General features: G+C 71.3%; 14 protein-coding genes. 3 read left to right on the top strand and 11 right to left on the bottom strand.

The annotated features are described in order from the left end of the window. The first annotated feature begins 49 nt into the window (after positions 1-49). Both CP980_RS22250 and CP980_RS22245 read left to right on the top strand, forming a co-directional pair. Positions 50-2,932 carry a bifunctional glycosyltransferase/CDP-glycerol:glycerophosphate glycerophosphotransferase gene (locus CP980_RS22250; protein WP_132755267.1) on the top strand — a complete coding sequence of 961 codons (2,883 nt, stop codon included), beginning with the start codon at positions 50-52 and terminating at the stop codon, positions 2,930-2,932. Then, positions 2,929-4,077: a glycosyltransferase gene (locus CP980_RS22245; RefSeq protein ID WP_150528921.1), complete on the top strand. Its 1,149-nt coding sequence runs from the start codon at positions 2,929-2,931 to the stop codon at positions 4,075-4,077. The genes CP980_RS22250 and CP980_RS22245 overlap by 4 nt, the downstream gene beginning before the upstream one ends. 94 nt (positions 4,078-4,171) lie before the next feature. On the opposite strand, the gene galE is transcribed toward CP980_RS22245, so the two are convergent. The 9 genes from galE to CP980_RS22200 all read right to left on the bottom strand — a co-directional run bounded on the left by galE (position 4,172) and on the right by CP980_RS22200 (position 16,550). Then, the gene (gene galE / locus CP980_RS22240; protein WP_099892413.1) at positions 4,172-5,173 is read right to left on the bottom strand and encodes a UDP-glucose 4-epimerase GalE; all 1,002 of its coding nucleotides are present in this window, start codon (positions 5,171-5,173) and stop codon (positions 4,172-4,174) included. A 79-nt stretch (positions 5,174-5,252) separates the two neighbouring features. Beyond that, positions 5,253-6,872: a glycosyltransferase family 2 protein gene (locus tag CP980_RS22235; protein ID WP_150528920.1), complete on the bottom strand. Its 1,620-nt coding sequence runs from the start codon at positions 6,870-6,872 to the stop codon at positions 5,253-5,255. A 77-nt stretch (positions 6,873-6,949) separates the two neighbouring features. Then, positions 6,950-8,395, bottom strand: coding sequence for a GTPase ObgE (gene obgE, locus CP980_RS22230; protein ID WP_099892409.1), 1,446 nt, complete (start codon positions 8,393-8,395; stop codon positions 6,950-6,952). A 169-nt stretch (positions 8,396-8,564) separates the two neighbouring features. After that, on the bottom strand, positions 8,565-8,819 hold the full coding sequence (gene rpmA, locus CP980_RS22225) for a 50S ribosomal protein L27 (protein ID WP_048480572.1): 255 nt from the start codon (positions 8,817-8,819) through the stop codon (positions 8,565-8,567). Positions 8,820-8,832: 13 nt separating this feature from the next. Continuing rightward, positions 8,833-9,153, bottom strand: coding sequence for a 50S ribosomal protein L21 (rplU, locus tag CP980_RS22220; protein ID WP_030159347.1), 321 nt, complete (start codon positions 9,151-9,153; stop codon positions 8,833-8,835). Positions 9,154-9,431: 278 nt separating this feature from the next. Beyond that, entirely contained in the window at positions 9,432-13,451 is a 4,020-nt protein-coding gene (locus CP980_RS22215; RefSeq protein ID WP_150528919.1) for an Rne/Rng family ribonuclease, read from the bottom strand. Positions 13,452-13,685: 234 nt separating this feature from the next. Further along, on the bottom strand, positions 13,686-14,465 hold the full coding sequence (locus tag CP980_RS22210; RefSeq protein WP_132755257.1) for a TIGR03936 family radical SAM-associated protein: 780 nt from the start codon (positions 14,463-14,465) through the stop codon (positions 13,686-13,688). A gap of 115 nt (positions 14,466-14,580) precedes the next feature. Continuing rightward, entirely contained in the window at positions 14,581-15,507 is a 927-nt protein-coding gene (locus tag CP980_RS22205) for a hypothetical protein (RefSeq protein WP_229907075.1), read from the bottom strand. Between the two features lie 215 nt (positions 15,508-15,722). Then, complete coding sequence (locus CP980_RS22200) at positions 15,723-16,550, bottom strand: SAVMC3_10250 family protein (protein ID WP_150528917.1); 828 nt, start codon at positions 16,548-16,550, stop codon at positions 15,723-15,725. A gap of 176 nt (positions 16,551-16,726) precedes the next feature. On the opposite strand from CP980_RS22200, the gene CP980_RS22195 reads away from it, so the two are divergent. Beyond that, entirely contained in the window at positions 16,727-18,301 is a 1,575-nt protein-coding gene (locus CP980_RS22195) for a recombinase family protein (protein WP_150528916.1), read from the top strand. A gap of 958 nt (positions 18,302-19,259) precedes the next feature. Here the strand turns inward: CP980_RS22195 and CP980_RS22190 are convergent. Then, positions 19,260-21,185, bottom strand: coding sequence for a TIGR03960 family B12-binding radical SAM protein (locus tag CP980_RS22190; RefSeq protein WP_189998565.1), 1,926 nt, complete (start codon positions 21,183-21,185; stop codon positions 19,260-19,262). An 80-nt stretch (positions 21,186-21,265) separates the two neighbouring features. Continuing rightward, positions 21,266-22,789, bottom strand: a complete 1,524-nt coding sequence (locus CP980_RS22185) for a CYTH and CHAD domain-containing protein (RefSeq protein ID WP_150528914.1) — start codon at positions 22,787-22,789, stop codon at positions 21,266-21,268. Between the last annotated feature and the right edge of the window lie 23 nt (positions 22,790-22,812).

The raw sequence follows: 22,812 nt of genomic DNA, 5'->3' as shown, positions 1-22,812 counted from the left end.
GCACACGGTAGCTTTGACGGGTTAAGCGGAATGGAACAAAGGGATCGAGGTGCACGTGCCTGACGTCTCCGTGGTCGTCATCGTCTACAACGACGCAGAGCGTCTGCCGACAGCCGTCCAGTCGGTTTTGGACCAGACCCTGCACGGGGTCGAAGTCGTGATCGTCGACGACTGCAGCAAGGACCGGTCGTACGCGGTCGCCCAGGAGCTCGAAGCCGCGCACCCGGGCAGAGTGCGCGCCTTCCGGCTGCCGGAGAACAGCGGCGGCTGCGGTGCCCCGCGCAACCACGGCATCCGGCAGGCCACCGGCACGTACGTCATGTTCCTGGACAGCGACGACGTGCTGGAACGCAACGCCTGCCGCAACATGCTGGCCGCCGCCGAGCGGACCGGTTCCGACCTGGTCTCCGGCATGTGCGTGCGCGTGCACCTCGACAACCGATGGGGCAAGACCACCGAGTGGTACCCCTGGATCTACTCGCGCACCCGCACGCTGGAGTCGATCACCGAGGACCCGGACCTGCTGGTCTACGACACCCTCTCCACGAACAAGTGCTACCGGCGCGCGTTCCTGCTGGAGCAGGGCCTGGAGTTCCCGGTCGGCATCCACTACGAGGACCTGCTCTTCTCCGCGCAGGCCTACGTCGCCGCCCGCCGCATCACGCTGATCCCCAACCACGTCTACTACTGGAACGTGGTCGAGAAGGCCGCGGCGAAGTCGATCAGCAACCGGCGCCACGAGATCGCCAACTTCGTGCACCGCATGGAGATCCACCGGCGCGTCGACGAGCTGCTGGCCGCCAAGGGCCACACGGACATCAAGTCCGCCAAGGACGCCAAGTTCCTCAAGCACGACCTGGTGCTGCACCTGCGCGACCTGCCCCTGCTGGGCGACGCGTACCGCCAGGAGTTCGCCCGCCTCGCCAACGGCTACCTGGCCGGCATCGACCCGGCCGCCTACGAGAACGTCACGTACCTCCAGGCGATCTGCGCCTACCTGCTCGGCAAGGAGGACTGGGACAACCTGCTCCCGGCCGCCGACGCCATGACCAACAAGGGCCGGCTCACCTCGCCGCTCGCCGAGCGCGACGGCCGGATCTACTGGTGCGCCAAGCACGTCGACGACGAGGTCGAGGGCGCCGAGGCCCGCCGGATACTGGACGTCACCGACCAGGGCTTCCACACCACCCCGCTCTCCTCCCTCGCGCTGGGCAACCGCCTGACCTCGTACGAGGACGACGGGCGCGGCACCGTCACCCTCTCCGGCGCCGTGGTGAACCCGCTGGGCCGCATCAGCCCGGAAGCCGAGCTGTCGGCCACGCTGGAGTTCCGGGCCCGCCGGCAGATCGGCGTGCGGTCTTTCAGCTTCCCGGTGGCAACGGTGCGGCACGCCGGTGACACGATCGAGTGGACCGCCACGGCCGACATCGCCGGCACGGTCCGCCCGCTCGGCATCATCGACGCCGTCTGGGACGTCCGGCTGAAGCTGAAGGCCGGCGGCACCCGCCTCACCACCCGCGTCTCCGTGGGCGGGGTCGACCTGGAGTCGGCCGCCGGCCTGCGCGTGCGCCCGCGCCTGACCCGGCTGGTCTCCGACCGCTTCGAGCCGGAGGTCACCAAGAAGGGGAACCTCTCCTACGTCCTGACCGCCCAGGGCGCCGCGGCCGTCCGCACGCAGGCGCTGATCAGCAGCGCGATGCACGGCAAGACCGCCGGCGTGGTCAAGCGGGGCCTGCGCAAGGCCCTGCGGGCCCGCCGCAACCTCGGCTCGGGCGAGCAGAAGGTGAAGGTCTACCACGAGGTCTTCTCGAAGCTGCCGGTCAAGAAGGGCACGGTCGTCTTCGAGAGCCACATGGGCAAGCAGTACAGCGACAGCCCGAAGGCGATCTACGAGGAGATGGTCCGCCAGGGCGTCCCGTTCGAGGCGATCTGGTCGTACGCGGGCGGCAAGCCCACCGGCTTCCCCAAGGAAGCCACCCTGGTGCGCCGCTGGAGCTGGCCGTACCTGCGCGCGCTGGCGCAGGCCGAGTTCTGGGTCGACAACCAGGGCTTCCCGCTGGCCCTGGCCAAGCGCGAGGGAACCACGTACATCCAGACCTGGCACGGTTCCGCGCTCAAGCGCATGGGCTTCCACGAGCCCCGCACCAAGGCGCAGGGCAAGGCCGGCCAGGACAGGTTCCAGGCGGCCGTCAACCGCTTCGACCACTTCCTGATCCGCTCCGAGCACGACGCGCGCACCCTCGCCAAGGGCTTCCGGCTGCGCGACGAGGTGCTGCTGCGCACCGGCTACCCGCGCAACGACGCCCTGGTCGAGGCGCACCGCGCCGAGGCGCAGAGCGGGGAGCGGGTGCGCGGACCGCTCGCGGCCGAGCTGGGCATCGACCCGCAGAAGAAGGTGCTGCTGTACGCGCCGACGTTCCGGGCGAGCGCGGACGGCGCGGTGGAGGGCTTCGAGTTCCCCTTCGACGTGGAGGAGTTCGCCGAGCGTCTCGGTGACCGCTTCACGCTGCTCGTGCGCACCCACTACCTCAACAGCGTCTCGCTGCCGCCGTCGGTCGCCGGCCGGGTCATCGACGTCTCCCGGCACCACGACATCACCCCGCTGCTGGCGCTCGCCGACGGGCTGATCACCGACTACTCGTCCGTGATGTTCGACTACTCGGTCCTGGACCGGCCGATGGTGTTCTTCGCGTACGACTACGAGAAGTACGCGACCGACATCCGCGGCACGTACTTCGACCTGAAGGAGAAGGCGCCCGGCCCGGTGGTGGCCACCGCCGACGAACTCCTCCAGGCGCTCGCCGCCTTCGACGAGGCGGACGCCAAGTACGCCGAGGCCCGGCAGCGTTTCCTCACCGAGTTCGGCGAGTACGACCGCGGGGACGCCGCCCGCCAGATCGTCGAGAAGTTCTTCACCGGGAGCGGCAAGTGAGCCGGGACATCTTCATCGTCTCCAACAGCGTCGACGAGCTCGGCGGTGTGACCACCTGGTCGCACCAGATGGCCCGGCTGTTCACCGACCGCGGGCACCGGGTGCACATCGTCGGCATCGCCCCGGTCGCCGAGGAGATCCGGCAGAAGCTGCCGCAGGACCTGCCGTACGCGATGACCACCCTGTACGACGCCCACCCGCCGAAGGCGCGCCGCCTGCGCGGGATCAAGGGCAGGCTGAACGCCCCCGAGCGGCGCCGCCAGGCGGCCCGGCGGGCGCAGATGCGGGCCAAGGCGGAGAAGCTGAACGAGCTCTTCCGCTCGGCCGGCCCCGGGGCCGTCGTGATCGTCACACAGGTCTGGGCGATGGAGTGGGTGGCGCTCGCCGACACCAAGGGGCTCAGCGTCATCGGCATGAGCCACGAGTCGTTCGAGGCCAGCCAGAAGTCCACCCGCGCCGATCGGGTCCGCCGCCACTACCGGGAGGTCGACCGGCTGCTGGTGCTGACCCCGGAGGACGCGGACCTGTGGATCCGGGCCGGCATGGAGAACGTGGGCAGCATGCCGAACCCGCTGCCGTTCATGCCGGACTCCCCCGCGCCGCGCACCGGGAAGGTCGTCGCCAGCATCGGCCGTCTCGCCTTCGAGAAGGGCGTGGACCTGCTGCTCGACGCGTGGGCGGACGCCGCTCCGCACCACCCCGACTGGGTCCTGCGGATCTACGGGGCGGGCGTCGAGGAGCCGGCGCTGCGGGCGCACGCGTCGGCGCTCGGGCTGGGCGACTCCGTAGAGTGGATGGGCAGCACCGACGACGTGCTGGGCGCGCTGCGCGGCGCCTCGGTGTTCGCGCAGGCCTCGCGGGCCGAGGGCTTCCCGATCACACTGCTGGAGGCGATGGCCGCGGGCGTGCCGGTGGCCGCTTTCGACTGCGCGCCGGGCGTCCGGGAGATCGTGGAGCACGGCGAGGACGGGCTGCTGGCCCGGCTGGGCAACACGATGGAGCTGGCGGGCCACCTGCGCGTGCTGATGTCGGACCGTGAGCTGCGCGAGCGGCTCGGCGACAACGCCTTCCGCAACGTGCGGCGGTACTCCAGCGCCGAGATCACCGACCGCTGGGAAGAGCTCTTCACGTTCCTGGAGCGCTGAGGGCGGTCCGCCGGCGAAGCCGCCCGCCGTACGAAAGCCGCCCGCCCCGGAACTGTCCGGGGCGGGCGGCTTCGTACGGGGTACGTGCGGCGGATCAGCGCGCGACGTGCGGCACGGCGCCCTTGCGGTTGGCCTCCCAGCCCGCCCAGGCCGAGGTGATCATCTCGCGGACGTCGTGCTTGGCCTTCCAGCCCAGCTCCGCCGCGATCTTGTCAGCCGAGGCCACGACCTTCGCCGGGTCGCCGGGGCGGCGCGGGACGACGACGGGCTCGTAGGTGTGCCCGGTGCCCTCGTTCAGCAGCTGGGCCATCTCCCGTACGGAGACGCCCTCGCCGCGGCCGATGTTGACGGTGAGGTCCTTGTAGTCCCCGGTCGCGCCCCATTCGACGAGCTTGCGGGCCGCCACCACGTGGGCCTCGGCGAGGTCCTCGACGTGGATGTAGTCGCGGATGCAGGTGCCGTCCGGGGTCGGGTAGTCGTCGCCGAAGATCCGGGCGCCCTCACCCTTGTCGAAGCGCTCGAAGACCATCGGGACGAGGTTGAAGACGCCGGTGTCCGCGAGCTCGGGGGCGGCCGCTCCCGCCACGTTGAAGTAGCGCAGGCAGGCGGTGGAGATGCCGTGCGCCTTGCCCGCGGCGCGCACCAGCCACTCGCCGGCCAGCTTCGTCTCGCCGTACGGGCTGAGCGGCGCGCAGGGGGTCTCCTCGGTGACGAGCTCCACGTCGGGCATGCCGTACACGGAGGCGGAGGAGGAGAAGAGGAAGTTGCGGACGCCGGCGGCGGCCACCGCGCCCAGCAGGACCTGAAGGCCCTCCACGTTCTCGTGGTAGTAGTACAGCGGCTTCTCGACGGACTCGCCGACCTGCTTCTTGCCCGCGAGGTGGACCACGCCGGTGATCCGGTGCTCACGGATGGTCTCGTCCAGGGACAGCCGGTCCAGGACCGAGCCGATCACCAGCGGGACGCCCTGAGGGACGCGGTCCTCGTTGCCCGTGGACAGGTCGTCGTAGACGACGACCTCCTCCCCCGCGGCGAGCATCGCGCGGACGACGTGCGAGCCGATGTAGCCGGCGCCACCGGTGATCAGAAAAGTCATGCGTATCTCCCTGGGGTCCCCGGAACGGGTCCGGGGTCCTGTCCGAAATCTCGGGCGGCCTGGCGGCCGCCGGCTGTCTTCACTCCGATCCGCGGCCTGCCCGGGCCCGGTGGAGACGGTTGCGTACGAGGCTCAGCGCGCCCGCGGCACCCGGCGCGAGCCGCAGGGCCATCGATCCCCCGCCCGTACGGAACGGCTGCGCCAGCAGAACACCGTACCTGCTGCTCGGCAGCGCGCGGCGGTGGAGGAGCCCTTCGAGGGGGCGCGGGGAGGTGACCAGGGAGCTCCCGTCGGCGAACTCCACGCCGACCTGGATGCCCCACGCCTGCATGCCGCGGCGGCCCTGGCGGCGCCCCGCGGCGGCCACGCCGGTGAGCCGGAACGGCAGTTCGGCGGTCCAGCCGTCGCCGTCCGCGGCCGCGCGCAGCTCAACCGGCCGGTCCTGGACCGGCTGCCCGCCCGAGCGGGGTACGAAGCTCAGCCGGGCGGTGCGCGGTCCGGCTTCGGCGAGGCGCCCGTACAGCTCGCGCACCCGGATCCGGAGCCGGCCCGCGCCGACCGGTTCGGCGTCGACGCTGACGGGCAGTTCGGCCACCGGCAGCCCGGCCAGCCCGTCGAGGACCACCGGGAGCTCCCGGCTCCACACGGGCTGCCCGTCCGGGCCGGTGGCGTACGGGGGCAGCAGCCGGGGCGGCTCGGCGGCGAAGCGGGTGAGCCGCTCCACGTCGGCGGGCGGGGTCGCGGTGGCCCGCAGCAGCCGGACGATCCAGCGGGCGTGCGCCCCCGCGGCCTCCACCGCGGCCTCGTCGAAGCCGGTGAGGTAGTCGCGGGTCAGGGTCCACCAGGCGGCCTGGTACGCGGGGTCCTTGCCGAGCTCGCGCAGGTACATGCGCAGGTCGTACTCCAGGAACTTCACCTGGCAGGCGAGGCCGAGCTCCGGGGAGGACTCGGTGAGGATCCGGCGGGCCTCGCGGTGGGCCTCCGTCCGGGAGCGCCAGTTGCCGACGTCCTTGCGGTCCAGGGAGATCGACACCTGGGCGGCGTCGCGGCGCACGTGCCAGACGTAGACGAGGTCGCCGATGACGGCGATGCGCGGGGCGGCGGCCAGGACGCGCGCGGTGAAGACGAAGTCCTCGTAGGTGAACCGGCCGTCGGGGAAGCGGATCGCATGCTTGTCCAGGAAGGCCCGCTCGTACAGCTTGTTGACGCAGAGGGTGTCCCGGACGAGCTCGGGCCGGTCGTCCGGCCGCTCGATGACGTCGCCCGCGGTGTACAGCCCGGGCATCCAGGGCACGTCGTGGTGGAGCGGCAGCTCACGGCGTACGCACGCGCCCACCGTCACCGGCGCGCGGTGTTCCTCGGCGGCCCGCACGAGGGCGTCGGCCGCCCCCGGGGGCAGCACGTCGTCGCTGTCGAGGAAGAGCACGTACGGGGAGGTCGCGGCCGCGATGCCGTCGTTGCGCGGGGTGCCGCAGCCCCCGCTGTTCTCCGTGCGGTGCACGACCTTCACGCGGGGGTGGACGGCTGCCAGCTCGTCCAGCACCTGCGCGGTGCCGTCGGCCGAGGCGTCGTTCACGGCGATCACCTCGGCGACGACCGGGCCCTGGGCGAGAGCCGAGGATACGGCCTCGCCCACGAGCACGGCGTCGTTGTACGCGATCACCACGACGGAAACGCTGGGAGTGTTGGTGCTGCTCACCCGGTGGATCCTAGGCGACCGGGGTAAACATCCCTTCAACACCGCCGTCCGGGAGGGAAGAACGGCGAAGCGGCAGATCAGAAGGGCCGGAACTCGTCGTACTCCTTCTGCGCCGAGTCCCCGCGCTGGGCTTCCTTCTCCTTGCGGCGGGTGGTGGCCGGACGCGGGGCGTCCAGACGGTGGTCCTCGCCGCGGCGGCCCAGCATCTCGGCGCCGGCCATCACGGTCGGCTCCCAGTCGAAGACGACCGCGTTCTCGTCGGAGCCGATGGCGACGCCGTCGCCGGCGCGGGCACCGGCCTTCTTCAGCGCGTCCTCGACACCGAGGCGGGCGAGCCGGTCGGCCAGGTAGCCCACGGCCTCGTCGTTGTTGAAGTCGGTCTGGCGCACCCAGCGCTCCGGCTTCTCGCCGCGCACCGTGTAGACGTCCTCGACCTCGTCGTAGGTGACGGTGAAGCCGGCGTCGTCCACGGCCTTCGGGCGGATGACGATGCGGGTCGCCTCCTGCTTGGGCTTGCGGGCGCGCGCCTTGGCGACGACCTCGGCGAGGAAGTACGAGAGCTCCTTGAGGCCCGTACGGGCGACCGCGGAGACCTCGAAGACCTTGTAGCCGCGGGCCTCCAGGTCCGGGCGGACCATGTCGGCGAGCTCCTGGCCGTCGGGGATGTCGACCTTGTTCAGGACGACGAGGCGCGGGCGCTTCTCCAGCCCGCCGCCGTAGATCTTGAGCTCCTCCTCGATCACGTCGAGGTCGGCCACCGGGTCGCGGTCGGACTCCAGCGTGGCGGTGTCCAGGACGTGCACGAGGACCGAGCAGCGCTCGACGTGGCGCAGGAACTCCAGACCGAGGCCCTTGCCCTGGCTGGCGCCCGGGATCAGGCCGGGGACGTCGGCGATCGTGTAGACGGTCGAGCCGGCGGTGACGACGCCCAGGTTCGGGACGAGGGTGGTGAAGGGGTAGTCCGCGATCTTCGGCTTGGCAGCGGAGAGCACCGAGATGAGGGAGGACTTGCCGGCGGACGGGAAGCCGACGAGGGCCACGTCGGCGACGGTCTTGAGCTCCAGGACGATGTCGCCGGTGGTACCGGGGACGCCGAGGAGCGCGAAGCCGGGGGCCTTGCGGCGGGCGGAGGACAGCGCGGCGTTGCCGAGGCCGCCGCGGCCGCCCTCGGCGGCCACGTACGTGGTGCCCTGGCCGACGAGGTCGGCGAGGACGTTGCCCTCCTTGTCGAGGACGACGGTGCCGTCCGGCACGGGCAGGACCAGGTCCTGGCCGTCCTTGCCGGAACGGTTGCCGCCCTCGCCGGGCTTGCCGTTGGTGGCCTTGCGGTGGGGGCTGTGGTGGTAGTCCAGCAGGGTGGTGACCGCCTGCTCCACCACCAGGATGACGTCGCCGCCACGGCCGCCGTTTCCGCCGTCGGGGCCGCCGAGCGGCTTGAACTTCTCCCGGTGAACGGAGGCGCAGCCGTGGCCCCCGTTACCCGCGGCGACATGCAGCTCGACGCGGTCCACGAAGGTGGTCATGGTTGTTCCTCCAGATACATACGGGAATGTCCCGGGCAGGCCTAGCTGCCCATTAAAACGTGGTCTGTATGACAACGCGCCGAGGGCGGACCTCTCTTCCCGGCTCGCGCCGGGAAGAGCTGAGATCCGCCCTCGGGAAGTTACGTACCGCTGATCAGCAGGAGCTGGATCAGGCGGCCGGAACGATGTTGACGACCTTGCGGCCGCGGTGGGTGCCGAACTCGACGGCACCGGCCTGCAGCGCGAACAGCGTGTCGTCGCCGCCGCGGCCCACACCCGAACCCGGGTGGAAGTGGGTGCCGCGCTGGCGGACGAGGATCTCACCAGCGGAGACGACCTGACCGCCGAAGCGCTTCACGCCGAGCCGCTGAGCGTTGGAATCGCGCCCGTTCCGGGTGGACGATGCGCCCTTCTTGTGTGCCATGTCTCAGTCCCTCTTACTTCGCAGCCGTGGGGATACCGGTGACCTTGATCGCCGTGTACTGCTGACGGTGACCCTGGCGACGGCGGTAGCCGGTCTTGTTCTTGTAGCGCAGGATGTCGATCTTGGCGCCCTTGTGGTGGTCCACGATCTCGGCCTGGACCTTGATCCCGGCCAGCACCCACGGGTCGCTGGTCACGGCGTCGCCGTCGACAACGAGCAGGGTCGAGAGCTCGACCGTGTCGCCAACCTTGGCAGTGGAAATCTTGTCAACCTCAACGATGTCACCAACAGCAACCTTGTGCTGGCGACCACCGCTGCGCACGATGGCGTACACGCGGATCTCTCTCTCACTCGGGACGGATGCTCCTGAAGCCAGACGCTCAGGCAGACCCCTCTTGCGGGGGGACCGAACTGATCCGGATTGGACGAGCGGCCTCTCCTGCGGGCGGGGCCCGGCCGGAGGAAGGTGCTCAGGAGCGCGACGCGCACCAGACGTAATCGTCTAGGACATGCCGACGGTCTAGGTTACGGGGCCGGTTCCGGAGGGTCAAACCGGGCCCCGCGCAGGCCGTGGGCCCCGCCTGCGGGCGGGGCCCACGGCCGTGCGGTGGATCAGTCTTCGGCCGGGGCCGAGACGGAGGACTGCGGCTGCTGCTCGGCCGCCGCGGTCTTCTTCGTCGTCCGCTTCGCCGTGGTCTTCTTGGCGGTCGCCTTCTTGGCCACGGTCTTCTTGGCCGCCGTCGCCTTCTTGGCGGCGGTGGCCTTCTTCGCCGGGGCCTTCTTGGCGGCCGTCTTGCGGACCGCCTTCTTGGCCGGCTTCTCGGCCTCGGGGGCCTCCTCCGCCTCGACCTGGGCCGGGGCGGCCTCGGGCTCGGCGGCGGAGGTCTCCACGACCAGGACGGCGGCCTCGGCCGCGCCGGCCGGGGAGCCGGCGGGTGCGGTGGCCTTACGGGTGGCACGGCGGCGGGGACGGGCCGGGGCGGCCTCCACCACGGCCGGGGCCTCCTCCTCGGCCGGGGCCTCGGCGACCGCGGCCTCCACGGCCTCGGGCTCCGGGGCGGCCTCCACGACCGGCTCCGGCTCGGCGGGGGCCTCGGCCACCGGGGCCGGGGCCGTGGCCTTGCGGGTGGCGCGGCGACGGGTGCGGCCCTTGGGCGCGGCCTCGACCGTCTCGGCGGCCTCCACGGCCTCCACGACGACCTCGGCGGCCGGCTCCAGCACCGTGTCGGCGGCCTCGGTCACCGGCTCGGCCTCGACCACCGGCTCCACGACGGCCTCGACGACCGGCTCGGCCTCGCGGGCCGGCGCCGGGGCGGCCGTACCGCGCGGGGCGCCCGCCGGGGCGGTCGCCTTGCGGGTGGCACGGCGGCGGTTGCGACGGCCGCTCAGACCGCCGGCCGCTGCCTCCGCCTCGGCCGGGCTGCTGTAGAGCTCCTCGTCCGCGACGAACGCCGGCTCGGGCAGCGCCACCGGCGCCGCGAGCTCGGCGGCCACCTCGGCCTCGGTCTCGGTATCGGCTTCGAGGACCTCGACGGTCTCCACGCCCTCGATCTCGTGGTCGTGCTCGTGGCCTCGGCCGCCGCGCCGCTTGGCGCGCTTGCCGTTGCCACCGCCGCCGACCGCGGTCGGCGTCTCCATGTGCACGATCACACCGCGCCCGTTGCAGTGGACACAGGTCTCGGAGAAGGACTCCAGCAGACCCTGGCCCACCCGCTTGCGGGTCATCTGCACCAGGCCCAGCGAGGTCACCTCGGCGACCTGGTGCTTGGTGCGGTCGCGGCCCAGGCACTCCAGCATGCGCCGCAGGACCAGGTCGCGGTTGGACTCCAGGACCATGTCGATGAAGTCGATGACGACGATGCCGCCGAGGTCGCGCAGGCGCAGCTGGCGGACGATCTCCTCGGCCGCCTCCAGGTTGTTCCTGGTGACGGTCTCTTCGAGGTTGCCGCCCTGACCGGTGAACTTGCCGGTGTTGACGTCGATGACGATCATCGCCTCGGTCTTGTCGATCACGAGGGAACCGCCCGAGGGCAGCCACACCTTGCGGTCGAGCGCCTTGGCGAGCTGCTCGTCGATCCGGTACGTCGCGAAGACGTCGACCTCGGAGGTCCAGCGCGACAGCCGGTCGGCCAGGTCCGGGGCCACGTGGTTCACGTAGCCGTGGATGGTCTCCCAGGCGGTGTCACCGCTGACGATGACCTTGGAGAAGTCCTCGTTGAAGATGTCGCGCACGACGCGGACGGTCATGTCCGGCTCGCCGTACAGCAGGCTCGGCGAAGAGGTCGAGATCTGCTTCGACTTCTTCTGGATGTCCTCCCACTGGGCCTGCAGACGCTCGACGTCGCGGCGCAGCTCGTCCTCGCTCGCACCCTCGGCGGCGGTGCGCACGATGACGCCCGCGTCCTCGGGGACGATCTTCTTGAGGATGGTCTTGAGGCGGGCGCGCTCGGTGTCGGGCAGCTTGCGGCTGATTCCGGTCATCGAACCCTCGGGCACGTAGACCAGGTAGCGGCCGGGCAGCGAGACCTGGCTGGTCAGGCGGGCGCCCTTGTGGCCGATCGGGTCCTTGGTGACCTGCACGAGGACCGACTGGCCGGACTTGAGGGCGGACTCGATGCGGCGCGGCCCGTTGGCCATGCCGAGCGCCTCGAAGTTGACCTCGCCGGCGTACAGCACGGCGTTGCGGCCCTTGCCGATGTCGATGAAGGCGGCCTCCATCGAGGGCAGCACGTTCTGGACCTTGCCCAGGTAGACGTTGCCGACGTACGAGGTGGCTTCTTCCTTGTTGACGTAGTGCTCGACGAGCACGTTGTCTTCCAGGACGCCGATCTGGGTGCGCTCGCCGGCCTGGCGGACGACCATGACGCGCTCGACGGCCTCGCGGCGGGCCAGGAACTCGGCCTCGGTGATGATCGGGACCCGGCGGCGGCCCTGCTCGCGGCCCTCGCGGCGGCGCTGCTTCTTCGCCTCCAGACGGGTCGAGCCCTTGATGGACTGCACCTCGTCGGACGGCTCGGCCTTCTCGCGGGCCGGGCGGGGCTCGCGGACCTTGACGACGGTGCGTACGCCGTCCTCCTCGCCCGCCTCGGCGTCCGTACCGGTGTCACCGCTGCGGCGGCGACGGCGACGGCGGCGACGGCTGGAGCTGGAGCCGAGGGCCCCGTTCTCCTCGTCGTCGTCCTCGGCGGAGCCCTCTTCCTCGTCCGCTTCCTGGTCGGCGGCCTCGGGCTCCTCCTCGGCGGACTCGTCGAGGTCGGCGGCCTCACCGCGGCGGCGGCGACGGCCACCGCGACGGCGGCGGCGGGACGGACGCTCGCCGCTCTCGTCGCCGTCTTCGAACTCGGCGCTCTCCTCGTCGAGCTCGGCGGCCTCGGCCTCGTCCTCGACGCGCTCCACATCGGCCAGCGAGACCGGCGCGGACTCGGCGGCCGGGGCGGACTCGGCCGCACCGCGGCCACGGCGACGGCGGCGGCCGGCCGGCTGGGCGGGGGGCGCTTGGACGACCTCGGCCTCGGCTTCGAGCTCTTCCTCCTCCTCGACCTCCTCGGCCTCGACGGCAGCGGCGGCGGCCGCGGCCGCCATGGCGGCGGTCTCGGGGGTCTGGAACATCGGCTCGGCGAACACCGGCGCCTGGAACACGGCGACGGCGGGGCGCGCGGCGCGACGGCCGGCGCGAGACTGCGCCGGAGCGGCGGGCTCCTCCGCGGCGGGCTGCGCCGGAGCGGCGGCGGGAGCGGCCGGGGCGGCGGACGCGGCGGAGCGGGTGGCGCGGCGGCGGCCGCCGCGCTTCGGGGAGTCGACGGCGTCGGCGACGGTCACGGTGGCCTTCGCCGCGGGCGCCTCGGCCGCGGGCTCGGCGGCCTCGGCGGCGGCCGGGGCCTCGGGGGCGGTGACGGCGCGGGTCGCACGGCGACGGGCACGCGGCGCGGGAGCGGCGGGCTCGGCGGCCGGAGCCGTCTCGACGGCCGGAGCGGCCTCCACGACCACCTCGGCGGCGGCCGGGGCCTCAGGGGCCGTGACGGCGCGGGTCGCACGGCGACGGGCACGCGGCGCAGGAGCGGCGGGCTCCTCGACGGCCGGAGCCGTCTCGACGACCGGAGCGGCCTCCACGACCACCTCGGCGGCGGCCGGGGCCTCAGGGGCGGTGACGGCGCGGGTCGCAAGACGGCGGGCACGCGGCGCGGGAGCAGCGGGCTCCTCGACGACCGGAGCGGCCGGAGCGGCCTCGACGACGGCCTCGACCGCGGGGGCCGGGGCCTCAGGAGCGGTGACGGCGCGGGTGGCACGGCGACGGGCACGCGGCGCGGGAGCAGCGGGCTCCTCGACGACCGGGGCGGCCGGAGCGGCCTCCACGGCGACCTCGGCGGCAGCCGGAGCCTCGGGGGCGGCCACGGCGCGGGTCGCGCGGCGGCGGGTACGGGCCGGGGCGGCGGCCGGAGCGGCCTCCTCGGCGGCGGGGGCGGGTGCGGCCGGAGCGGCCTCGGTCACGTCGGCGGCCGGGGTGACGGCGGTCGCACCGGGCGGTCCCGCGGGCCGCGACGCGGCGCGGCGACGCCTGCGCGGGGGCAGGTTGTCGCTCGGGCTGCCGCTGTCGGCGCCACCGGTGGTGTTGTTGGTTTCGTTGTTGAGCATGCGGGCGGTTCTCCCGTCACGCTCCCGGGCGCCGCGGCTGACTTCCGGTCCGGCACGGGTTCCGCGCGATCAGCGCGGACCCGGCCTCCGGGGCGCGGTCGCCACACGGGAGCTGTAGTCCATGGCCGCCGGTTCCGTACGTCTTGTCGTACGGCCTGGCGGAAGTCTTCAGGTCTGTGCGCGGCCCGACCCAGGTGGCTCCCGAGTGCCAGGGCTGCGCGACGACGACGATCCCTACGCGGCGGGACCTTCCGGCGCCTTCGCGTCGGCTGCTACGGCGGCCGTGGGTGGGGCGGCCGTGACAGCCTCGCGGTCGGGCGCGAGCGGGTCGGTCACCGTGCCGGACTCCTCGTCGAAGAGCCCCTGCGCCAGCCTGGTCACCGCTGCGGGGACCGGCGGCGCCAGGTCGGCCACAGCTTGGAGACCGGACAGGACGTCGTCGGGTCGAACGGCAGGTGTCAGATGCCGAACAACCAGCCGCAGTATCGCACAGGCATTGTCCGGCGTCCTATCAGCCGGGGCGGGAACCGTCTCAAGGCTCACGACGGCCCCCCGGGTGTCGAAGGTGCGCATGCCGTTCTTGGTGCGGCGCTGCACCTCCACCGCCTCGGCGGCGAGGAAGGCCTCGACCGCGCGCTGGGCGTCGGCGCCCTCCACGCCCTCCAGCCTCAGCTCCCACACGGAGGCGGTCAGACGGTCGGCGAGCCCGGAGGTACGGGCCTCGACCGCCTCGGTGATGTCGAGCCCGACCGGCATCGACTCGTCGAGCAGCTCGCGCAGCTTCTCGGGGTCGCGGGGCTCGGCGAGGGCGATCTCCAGGTACTCGGCCTCGCTGCCGGTGCCGGTGGGCGCGGCGTTCGCGTACGACACGCGGGGGTGCGGGGTGAAGCCGGCCGAGTACGCCATGGGCACCTCGGCGCGGCGCAGCGCCCGCTCGAACGCGCGCTGGAAGTCTCGGTGGCTGGTGAACCGGAGGCGGCCGCGCTTGGTGTAGCGCAGTCGGATGCGCTGCACCACCGGTGCGGGGGGCGGGCCTTCGGGCTGTCGCTTGCCCAGTGGTTCTTCTCCTTGTGCGGGGCTCCGCGGCTCGCGCGTCGCCCTGAGGTCTGGTGAGCCGGCGCTCTCCGGCTCACCCTCGCTTGCGCCAGGAGATCTCGGGAGCGGAGGGCGTCTCGCCCACGGCTGTCGTACTACCCAGAGTACGCGCCCGTGACCTCGCCGGTTCCCGGGCGGGGCTGCCGAACAGGGCCTTTCGCACCTCGGCCCGGACCTCGCGGACGGTGTTGCGGACGGCGCGCCACACATCCCGTACGACATGTCCGACCGGTGTCAGTACGTACCGGTACACCTGCGCCGCGGGCAGGCCGATGAGCACCCACCCGACCAGTCGGACTCCGCGCCACACCGCGCGGACGATCCGCCCGGCGACGTGCCAGGCCCAGACGAGCGCCTGCCCGAGCGGCGCGAGCAGGTACCGGTACACCCCGAGCCCCAGGGGCCGCAGCAGGTAGCGGTGGAAGACGGCGCCCGCCCACGCCAGCGCCTGCCCGACCGGGGTGAGCACGTACCGGTACGACACCGCGCCCGCCCAGGCCAGTCCCCGCCCCACGGGCGCGAGCACGTACCGCCACAGCCCCACCCAGGGCCAGACGAACAGGGTCATGGCGAGCGCCCGAAGCAGCCAGGCCACGCCCTTGGCCAGCGGCGCGAGCAGGTACCGCACGCCCCCGCGCCCGACCCAGGCCAGCGCCTCGCCGAGCGGACGCAGGAGGTAGGCGTACAGCCCCCGGCCGACGGGAGCGAGCAGGTACGCGTACAGGGGCTGGAGCAGGTAGCGCCACAGACCGATCCAGGGCCAGACGAACACCAGCTTGAGCAGCACGGTCAGCACCCGGCCGATGCCGCGCAGCACCGGCTGGAGGACGTACGCGCAGAAGGGTCCCAGCACGTGCCGCCGAGCGGCCCGCCCGCAAGCGACGAGGAGGTCCCAGACCACCCGTACGGGCAGTACGACGATCAACGCCACGATCTTGACGGGCACCCGGACGATTCCCACCAGGCATCCTTCGCCGCCGTCACCGGGAGGCCGCTTGTCGAGTTCCATACCCGTAGGACACGGGCGAGGCCCCCACCCGTTGCGGGTGGGGGCCTCTCGTGACTCAAGGGTTACTTCTACTTCACGACCGTGAGGGGAAGGAGCTTCTTGCCCGTGGGGCCGATCTGGATGTGGGTGTCCATCTGGAACAGATTCATGCAGGGCTACACGACTTTTCACCGTCGCGTCTCTCGACGCACGACCCGCCGCATTCGCTTCCACACGCCAACAGGAGCTGACTGCCCAGCCATCTCGATGGCTCCGCGCCGAGGACGCGGCACAGCCTCCGCATACAAGGGGGTCGCCACGATCAACCTGTGCTGCCACGCCCCAGGAGGGAAGTTGCACAACACTCGGGCGTGGCCGTGAAGGTACGCGGGCCCTTCGTACTCGGTCAGAAGCATGTCGTATGCAGAACGGGCAGCGAACTCCTTGTCGCGCCGGCTCGTGGAATCAAGGTCATCCGGAAACGACGCATCTCCCTGCCCTTCCCTCTCGACCAAGGCAGCGGCTAGATCATGTAGCCAGTCAGACCCAGACCCCATTCGCGTCGGTGGAGCCTCAGTCTCGGTCAGGACGTGCTGCCGAGAACCACACAGGATGACCTGAACACCAGCACAGCTGTCGTCACCGCGCCTGAGTGCACACGACGGGTCTTCAAGCGACATGAACGTGTACACACCTCTATCGATGAGTCCCCAGTCCCGCACCCTGGGCCCGTACCGGAAGAACCCTGTGAACTCAAGCCAGTCATAGGCGGTGAGCGACTCACAGGAGTCCGGGAGGCTCGTGTGCGCCTCGCACTTGGCACTGACGTGATCAAGCGCCTGCTGTAAGCGCTCCCCCAGTGACTCTTCAACGGATGGGGATTCACCCACCGCCAGGCGCATGCCGGCGCCGAGCGCCGATACCTCTGCCTCCACTGACCGACCGGAGAACCCGCCACCCCTCTCGGGCAGGAACTCCGCGAGCTTTGCACTGGACAGGTACAGCAACTCCCTCATGCCGCCTCCAGGCGCCCCAGAACCAGCCCACCAGGCCGACGGGCTTGGTGAGCCTTCCCGAACACGCGCCGGACTCAACCAGTTGGGACGATTCCCCATGATCAAGGAGTCGGATGTGTGTTTCCATACGGGAAACACCGCGACAACATCACATCTACTCCGTACTCTTCGTAACCATGAAGACGTACGACATCGAGAGCGAGTGGACAGCCTCGGACCTGGCCCTCCTGGAGGACCTGAAGCGGGCGGAGGCTCTGCTCCCCGAGGACGCTCCGCGCGCACTTCTCTCCGTCCGCCTGTCCGTACTTACGGAGGACACCACCTCACCGGTACGACAGGAACTCGACCTACGTCTCCTGGCCAGGGAGAAGGGGTACCGCGTTGTCGGCGTCGCCTCCGATCTCAACGTGTCGGCGACGAAGGTTCCGCCGTGGAAGCGGAAGGAGCTCGGCGAGTGGCTCAACAACCAGGCCCCGGAGTTCGATGCTCTGCTCTTCTGGAAGCTCGACCGCTTCATCCGTCGCATGACGGACCTGTCCACGATGATCGAGTGGTGCGAGCGGTACGGGAAGAACCTCGTGTCGAAGAACGACGCGATCGACCTCAGTACGACCGTGGGCCGGATCATGGTCACGCTCATCGGCGGCATCGCCGAGATCGAGGCGGCGAACACGTCCACCCGCGTCACCTCACTGTGGGACTACGCGCGCACGCAGGACTCATGGCTCGTGGGCAAACCGACGTACGGCTACGTCACGACGAAGGTGGACGGCAAGCCGGCACTCGCCATCGAGCCGAGCGCGCACAAAGCACTGCACTGGGCCCGACGCATGGCACTCCGGGGCGTCTCTGCCCGACGCATGGCCCTCTGTCTGGTCCGCTCCGGCCTCATGTCTGCAGGACTCACCACGTCGACTCTTCTCCGACGTCTTCGTAACCCCGCGCTCATGGGCTACCGGGTCGAGGAGGACAAGCAGGGCGGGAAGCGACGGAGCAGGCTCGTCCTCGGCAACGACGGCAAGCCGATACGGGTCGGCCCTCCGATCTTCACCGAGGAGGAGTTCGAGACGCTGCAAGCGGCACTCGACCGCCGGGGCAAGAACCAGCCCACCCGGCAGGCGCACGGTGCGACGCGGTTCCTCGGTGTACTGATCTGCGTCGACTGCTCGACCAACATGACCGTGCAGAAGAACATGAGCAACGGCCGGAGCTACACCTACCTGCGCTGCGGCAAGTGCAAGGGCGGCGGCCTCGGCGCGCCCAACCCCCAGGACGTGTACGACGTCCTCGTGGGCGACGTGCTCCGCGTCCTCGGTGACTTCCCCGTCCAGGTCCGGGAGTACGCGAAGGGAGCCGAGGCACGCGCCGAGGTGAAGCGGCTCGAAGACGCCATCTCCTACTACATGGCGGAGCTCGAACCAGAAGGCCGCTTCTCGAAGACGCGGTTCACTCGCGAGCGGGCGGAGAAGACGCTCGACAGACTCACGGAAGAGCTGGACGCCATCGATCCCGAGACCACACAAGACCGTTGGGTCCTCGTGCACAACGGCAAGACCTTCCGTGCGATGTGGGAAGCGGGCGGCATGGAGGCCATGGCCGAGGACCTGCGCCGCGTGGGCGTCACGTGCGAGGTGACCCGCACGAAGGTGAAGGGGGTGCGCGCCCCGTCCGTACACCTGCGGCTCAAGATCCCGCGCGACGTCCGCGAACGCCTGGTCATCAAGGGCGATGACTTCGCCGCAAGGCTCTGACGACCGAGCAGAGACATACACCTCTGGGTAGCTTGGCCGGCCAGGCTCCGGGGGTGTTCGGCTTGACGACCGCGGCCTCCGGGTAGGAAGACTCTCCCGCTCCTTCCTTGAGCGGGAGACCGTAGCTCCCACCGCTCAGCGGCGGTAGAGCTGGCCACTCAGTGAAGGGGCCGCGATCCCGAAGGGCTCGCGGGGACGTCGAGGACATCCCGAAGCGCAGGACGGTACTGCTGCCATGCCCCCCAGGAAGGGGGTGCGACCGGTGGCCATCAGCTAGCCTCAGGGCTATAAGCGGCTGAGCGGTTCGGGAGGGCCAGCCACTCCGCGCCGCCACCCTAGGGGCGCGCGAACGCCATGCGCTGCTTCCTGCGGCCATCTTCGCCGGGTCCTCGTAGTCCGGGATCACGTCCGTCAGCGCTCCGGTGCGGCCGTGTCTGTCCTGGACAAGGTGCCCGATGTCCTTCCGCGTGACCATCAGGCCGGGCACTTCGGGCAGTGGTGGCAGACCACCGCCATGCCGTGCGACCCGTCTCCCTCGGGGCGCAGGTAGCCGCGCCGGACGCGCTCCGACCGCTTGATCTCCTGAGTTCTTCGCGCGCCATGCTGAACCCCCTCTTGCGAGCCCTCTGCGGGCCGGTCGCCACGACCGTACGAGCGGGTGGACACGTCGTCTGTGCGGAAACGCGACTATGCGCGTTGTCGCATAAACAGGACCCCAGGAACGCCGAGAGGCGCCCGGACCGGATCGTCCGAACGCCTCTCTACGTCTACACCCACTCGACCGCCGAGACGATGCCCGAATCTCGCCGAGGGGCAGGAAGCGGCGTGCGCCGCTCACGGCGGGGAGCCGGCTCGCACTCCTTCACGCCGAGCCCTCGAAGGGCTTCGGCGCGGTCCGCCTCAGGTACTTCGGCAAGCGCCTCAGCCATCCGCTGGATGGCGTCGCCGCTGGTCACGGCTACTTCTTGACCGTGAGCGGGAGCAGCTTCTTGCCGGTGGGGCCGATTTGTATGGCCGTGTCCATCTGCGGGCAGACGCCGCAGTCGAAGCACGGGGTCCAGCGGCAGTCGTCGACCTCGGTCTCGTCGAGGGCGTCCTGCCAGTCCTCCCAGAGCCAGTCCTTGTCGAGACCGGAGTCCAGGTGGTCCCAGGGCAGGACCTCCTCGTAGGTGCGCTCGCGGGTCGTGTACCAGGCCACGTCCACGCCGTAGGCGGGCAGGGTCTTCTCCGCGGCCTCCATCCAGCGGTCGTACGAGAAGTGCTCGCGCCAGCCGTCGAAGCGGCCGCCCGACTCATACACGGCGCGGATGACGTCGCCGATGCGGCGGTCACCGCGCGAGAGCAGGCCCTCGACGATGCCCGGCTTGCCGTCGTGGTAGCGGAAGCCGATGGAGCGGCCGTACTTCTTGTCGGCGCGGATCTTGTCGCGGAGCTTGCCCAGGCGGGCGTCCGTCTCCTCGGCCGACAGCTGCGGCGCCCACTGGAAGGGGGTGTGCGGCTTGGGCACGAACCCGCCGATCGACACCGTGCAGCGGATGTCGTTCTGGCCGGAGACCTCGCGGCCCTTGGCGATGACGTTGACCGCCATGTCGCCGATCTGGAGCACGTCCTCGTCGGTCTCGGTCGGCAGGCCGCACATGAAGTACAGCTTCACCTGGCGCCAGCCGTTGCCGTACGCGGTGGCGACGGTGCGGATCAGGTCCTCTTCCGAGACCATCTTGTTGATGACCTTGCGCATGCGCTCGGAGCCGCCCTCGGGGGCGAAGGTCAGGCCGGAGCGGCGTCCGTTGCGGGTCAGCTCGTTCGCCAGGTCCACGTTGAACGCGTCCACGCGGGTCGAGGGCAGGGACAGGCCCACCTTGTCGTCCGTGTAGCGGTCCGCGAGGCCCTTGGCGATCTCGGCGATCTCGGTGTGGTCCGCGGAGGACAGCGAGAGGAGGCCGACCTCCTCGAAGCCCGTCGCCTTGAGGCCCTTCTCCACCATCTCGCCGATGCCGGTGATGCTTCGCTCCCGCACGGGGCGCGTGATCATGCCGGCCTGGCAGAAACGGCAGCCGCGGGTGCAGCCGCGGAAGATCTCGACGGACATCCGCTCGTGGACGGTCTCGGCGAGCGGGACCAGCGGCTGCTTCGGGTAGGGCCACTCGTCGAGGTCCATGACCGTGTGCTTGGACACGCGGTACGGGACGCCCGACTTGTTCGGCGCGACGCGCGCGATGCGGCCGTCGGGCAGGTAGTCGACGTCGTAGAAGCCCGGCACGTAGACCTGACCGGTCCTGGCCAGACGGAAGAGGACCTCTTCGCGCCCGCCCGGACGGCCCTCGGCCTTCCACGTGCGGATGATCTCGGTCATGTCGAGGACGGCCTGCTCGCCGTCGCCGATGACGGCGCAGTCGATGAACTCCGCGATCGGCTCGGGGTTGAAGGCCGCGTGGCCGCCCGCGAGGACGATGGGGTGGTCGACCGTACGGTTCCTGGCCTCCAGCGGGATGCCCGCCAGGTCCAGGGCCGTCAGCATGTTCGTGTAGCCCAGCTCCGTGGAGAAGGACAGGCCGAACACGTCGAAGGCGCCCACGGGGCGGTGGCTGTCCACGGTGAACTGCGGCACCTTGTGCTCGCGCATCAGTTCTTCGAGGTCCGGCCAGACGCTGTACGTGCGCTCCGCGAGCACGCCCTCGCGCTCGTTCAGCACCTCGTACAGGATCATGACGCCCTGGTTGGGCAGCCCGACCTCGTACGCGTCCGGGTACATGAGCGCCCAGCGGACGTCACACGAATCCCACGGCTTGACGGTGGAGTTGAGCTCACCGCCGACGTACTGGATGGGCTTCTGCACATGCGGGAGCAGAGCTTCGAGCTGTGGGAAGACCGACTCGGACATCACGCGACTTTCGTGAAGCGGGCAGGGGGCGACTCTCAAGCGTAACCCGAGGCGCAGCCGCCTCCTGCCGCCATGATCGCCGCCTAGGCGCCCAGCTCCGCCCGGAGCGCGGGGTCACAGGCCTGCCCCCATACGTCCGGAAGCTCCCGCTCGCCCTGTGCGGCCAGCGCCTCCTCGCGGGCGTAGAGCACGCCCCAGGTGAAAGCGGACTCTCCGGCTCCGGACGCTTGGGCTCCGAGGCCGCGCAGGGCCTCGCGGGCGACGACGCTGTCCTGGTGCTCGCCGAGCAGGCTCTGGACCGACTTCATGGCCTTGGCCAGCTGTTTCGCCGGTTTGCCGAGCTCGGGGACGGCCGCCTCCGCCGCGTAGCGGGCGCGTTTGGCGGCCTTGCGGGCCTCGTGGAGGGCCAGGTCGCGCTCCTCGCCCGGGTGCAGGTCCAGGGCGGCGGCGACCCGGGTGGCGAGCCGTTCGTAGTCCTTGAGGACGGCCTTGGGCAGGCGCCGGGCGGCCGGCTCAGCCGCGCCGGGGAGCAGGGGCGGCTCGGCCAGCAGCGCGTCGAGGGCGTCGAGCAGGGCCGTGTACCGCTTGGCGTCGAGGGCGGCGAGGGCGCGGCGCCGGGTCCCCGAGCGGCGGGAGTTGTTCCACGTCCGCAGGCGGCCGCGCACGGGGCCCACCACGAGGGTGCGGGGGAGCTCGGTGAGGTGGGTCTGGATGCGGTCGTAGAGGACTTCCTGGTCCCGGTCGAGGCCGAGCTCGGCGGCCAGCCAGCGCAGCTCCTCGCCGAGCGGATCGGTGACGTCGCGGTCCAGGACCTTGCGGTACGTCTTGAAGGCGCTGCGCATCCGGCGGCAGGCGACCCGCATCTGGTGGACGGAGTCGGGCAGGTTGCGGCGGACGGCCGGGTCCTGGGCGACGAGCACGTCGCGCTGTTCGCGCAGGTACGAGAGGACCAGCGCGCCCGCGGTGCCCTCGGCGCCGGCCGGACCGGGCCGGGCCGGCGGCTCGGTCCCCGTCTCGGCGAGGGCCCGGGCCAGCTTCGAGGGGGCGTCGGAGACCTTGAGTCCGGCCTTGCGGAACCGCTTCTCCACGGCGTCGAGGAGCGCCGGGTCGGCCCCGTCGGCGAGCTCGACCTCGACCTCGGTCCAGGAGGCGGCGGCCTCGTCCCGTTCGGCGCGGACGGCGTCGGTGGAGAGCTCCGCGAGGAGGATGCCCTCGGCGTCGAGGAGGTGGCTCACGCGGCGCGAGGAGACCAGCCGGACCTGGGGTTCCAGGGCGGCGTCGCGGACCCGGGAGCGGACGAGGGCCGCGAGGGCGCGCGGGACGGTGTCGCCGAGGGGGGCGCCGACCTCGTCGCGCACGCCCGGGGAGACGGGCAGTTTGAGGTGCCAGCCGGCGTCCGCGCCGCCGGTGCGCCGCCGCAGGGTGAGGCCGTCGGCGGCGAGCCGCTGGTCGGGGGTGTCGTAGTAGACCGCGTCGAGGTCGACGGTCCCCCGGTCGGCGACGGACGCGATCGCGTCCGTGCCGGTCAGGTCCGGGACTCCGCGGCGCGCGGCCTTGCTCGTCGTGAACTCGAATTTGCGCTCGATCTCGCGTTTCGTGTCCGCCATGCATCGAACTTAGTCCTGAACGG

It is taken from the genome of Streptomyces vinaceus, assembly GCF_008704935.1.
Classification (GTDB): domain Bacteria; phylum Actinomycetota; class Actinomycetes; order Streptomycetales; family Streptomycetaceae; genus Streptomyces; species Streptomyces vinaceus.
The sequence above is the reverse complement of the archived record's forward strand: the minus strand, read 5'-3'. Positions and strand labels throughout refer to the sequence as shown.